General features: G+C 77.2%; 3 protein-coding genes. 2 read left to right on the forward strand and 1 reads right to left on the reverse strand.

Annotated features, from left to right (window positions below; genetic code table 11):
* The first annotated feature begins 627 nt into the window (after positions 1–627).
* Together IHE55_RS30335 and IHE55_RS30340 are read left to right on the forward strand one after the other, a co-directional pair.
* Positions 628–1,446: a DsbA family protein gene (locus tag IHE55_RS30335; protein WP_197988692.1), complete on the forward strand. Its 819-nt coding sequence runs from the start codon at positions 628–630 to the stop codon at positions 1,444–1,446.
* A 5-nt stretch (positions 1,447–1,451) separates the two neighbouring features.
* Positions 1,452–2,282, forward strand: coding sequence for a cytochrome c biogenesis CcdA family protein (locus tag IHE55_RS30340; RefSeq protein ID WP_197988693.1), 831 nt, complete (start codon positions 1,452–1,454; stop codon positions 2,280–2,282).
* Positions 2,283–2,409: 127 nt separating this feature from the next.
* Here IHE55_RS30340 and IHE55_RS30345 read toward each other — a convergent pair.
* Positions 2,410–3,002 (reverse strand): lytic polysaccharide monooxygenase auxiliary activity family 9 protein (locus IHE55_RS30345; RefSeq protein ID WP_232267069.1); only part of this gene is annotated, 593 nt, incomplete at its 5' end.

Consider the following 3,002-nt stretch of genomic DNA (forward strand, 5'->3'; position numbering starts at 1 on the left):
CCCCGCCCCCGGGTGGCACACCGACCCGCTGCCGCACCCCGGTGGCACCCGGCTCGCCGCCCCGGACGGCTGGACCCCGCGCGCCCTGCCGCCCCGGGCACCGCCCCCGGTGCCGGCCGGCGGTGCCCAACTCCTCCCGGTCCTGCGCATCTAGGCGTCCCGTCACGGCGGGCCGCCCGCCGACCGCCGCGTACCGGCGCCCACCGCCGCGACCGCCTGCCCCCGCGCAGCCGCGGGTGCGGATACGGATGCGGGCGTGACCTGCACCGCGTACCGCCGCGACCGCGGCGGCGGCGTACCGACGCCCTGCCCCCGCGCACCGGCGGAACCGCGCCGCGCACCGGCACGGGCGGGCGCCGCACACCGTCGGCACCGGGTAGGCGCGCACCCTGCCGGGCCGGGCCGGGCCGTACCGTGCCGACGCGCACCGTGCCCTGCCCTGTCGCGCCCTGCACCGGTACCGCCGCACCCGGCCGGTGCGCCCCGTACCACCATGGCATCCATGCCCCCGGGCCGCCGCGCCCCGGGTCCCGCGTGCCGCCGCCCGGTTCGGGCGGCCGACGCGGGTCCCGGCCGGCCGGCCCGGTCCGCCCAGCTCTGCCCGACCGGAATCCGGAGTCCTCCCCCATGCCCGCACCCAGCACCACCCGCCGACTGGCGGCGACCGGCGCCGTCATCGCCTTCGTCGTCGCCGTCTTCCTCACCGTGCTCGCCCTCGGCGACGACGGCGGCGGCGTCCGCGACCACGGCCCGGCCGGGGACCGCCCGGAGGTGAGCGCCGAGCAGCGCCGGTACGACGAGCTGACCGGGCGCAGCGCCCGGCGGACCGAGGGCGACCCGATGGCCGTGGGCCGGGCGGACGCCCCGGTGGTCCTGGTCGAGTACGCCGACTACCAGTGCTCCTACTGCGGGGAGTTCGCCCGGACGACCCGGCCCGAGCTGGTCGAGCGGTACGTCGAGCGCGGCCTGCTACGCATCGAGTTCCGCAACTTCCCCATCTTCGGCGCGGACTCCGAGCGCGCCGCCCGGGCCTCCTGGGCGGCCGGCCGGCAGGGCCGGTTCTGGGAGTTCCACGACGAGCTGTTCGCCCACCCGCGCAAGGGTGACGCGCTGGCCGAGGACCGGCTGGTCGAGCTGGCCCGGCGCGGCGGGGTGCCCGACCTGGACCGCTTCCGCCGGGACCTGAACGGCGAGGCGGCCGGGGCGGCCCTGGAGCGGGACCGCGAGCAGGGGTACCGGCTGGGTGTGCAGTCCACCCCGTCATTCCTGGTCAACGGCCGTCCGGTGGCGGGCGCCCAGCCCGTCTCGGTCTTCGCCGAGGTGATCGACGACGCGGCCGCCGCGGCCCGGCACGGTGGCGCGGACGGCACGGAGGGCGCCGACGGCGCGGACGGTGCGCGGCGGCCGGACGGCGGCACCGGCGGTGACGAGCCGGGCGGCCGGTGACCGGCGTGGCCGACATCGGTTATCTGGCGGCGTTCCTCGGCGGGGCGCTCGCCCTGCTCAGCCCGTGCAGCGCGCTGCTGCTGCCCGCCTTCTTCGCGTACTCGCTCTCCTCGCCCGGCCGGCTGCTCGCCCGGACCGGGATCTTCTACCTGGGGCTCGCCACCACACTGGTGCCGCTGGGGGCCGCGTCCACCGCGGCCAGCCGGCTCTTCAACGGTCACCGGGACCTGCTGGTCGCCATCGGCGGCTGGACGGTGGTGGCGCTGGGTGCCGCCCAGATCCTGGGGATGGGCTTCGCCTCGCGGCGGGCCGGGCGCACCGCGGGCCGGATCACCCCGCGGGCGGCGGCCTCCGCGGCGGCCACCTATCTGCTGGGCTCGGTCTACGGGCTGGCGGGCTTCTGCGCCGGGCCGATCCTCGGCGCGGTGCTGACCGTGACCGCGGTCAGCGGCAGCCCGGTGTACGGGGCGTCGATGCTGGCGGTGTACGCGCTGGGGATGGCGCTGCCGCTGTTCGTGCTGGCGCTGTGCTGGGACCGCTGGGACCTGGGCCGGCGGCGCTGGCTGCGCGGGCGGGAGCTGCGCGCGGGGCGGCTGCGGCTGCACACCACCTCGCTGGTGTCGGGGCTGTTCTTCATCGCCATCGGGGTGCTGTTCCTGCGGTACAACGGCACCGCCGCGCTGCCCGGGCCGCTCGACGCCGGTCAGGCGCTGGCGCTGGAGCGCCGGGTGCGCCGGATCGGTGACGCGGTGCCCGACCTGGCGCTGCTCGCCGGGATCGCGCTGGTGGTGGCGGTGGCGCTGGCCCGGATCGCGCTGCGCGCGCCGAAGGAGTAGCGGGGCGGACGGGGCCGCCCGGATGCCGCTCCCCCGGCGCGGGGCCGCGCCGGAGCCCGGCCGGCCGCCGCGGTACGGGACCGCGCCCGGCCGGCCGCCACCGACCGGGCCCGGTCCCGGCCGGCCGTCAGAACTGGACGTCCGAGCAGGCGTAGAAGGCGTTGCCGGTGTCCGCGATCGTCCACACCGCGACGATCACGTGGTGGCCGCTCTTCCCGCTGGGCAGCTTGCCGGTGTGCGAGAAGGTGAACGGCGGGCGCTTGCCGTTGTAGGGGACGGTCAGGAACGGGGTGAGTTCCAGGTTGGCCCGGGTGACCTTCTGGCTCGGGTCGTACCCGTCCTTGGTCACGTAGTAGCGCCAGTCGGTGGTGGCGTGGGCCGCGGTGAACCGCCAGTTGAAGGTGTGGTCGGCGCCCGAGGTCAGCTTGGTGGTCGGCCACTTGCCGCCGCGCGGGTCGTCGAGCTGGGCGAACTGGCCGTTGCCGCCGGAGCAGATGGCGCCGTCGGCCGGGCCGCCGTTCGGGAAGCCCTTGGGGCCCTCGACGCTCTGCGGCTCCCACTGGATCTGTCCGCAGTTCTGCACGGTGCCGTTGGCACACAGCTTCTGGCGGCTGATGGGCGACTCGGTGTAACCGTGGCCGGTGGCGGACCCACCGGTGGCGAGGATGGAGGCGGCGGCGATGCCGATGCCCACCGCTGCCGCGCTGATCTTCCTTCGCA

Origin of the sequence: Streptomyces pactum, from assembly GCF_016031615.1 — a bacterium.
In the GTDB taxonomy this organism is placed as follows: Bacteria; Actinomycetota; Actinomycetes; order Streptomycetales; family Streptomycetaceae; genus Streptomyces; species Streptomyces pactus.

Coding starts and splice junctions, on each gene's coding strand:
- IHE55_RS30335 (WP_197988692.1), top strand. CDS start 628: ATGCCCGCACCCAGCACCACCCGCCGACTGGCGGCGACCGGCGCCGTC.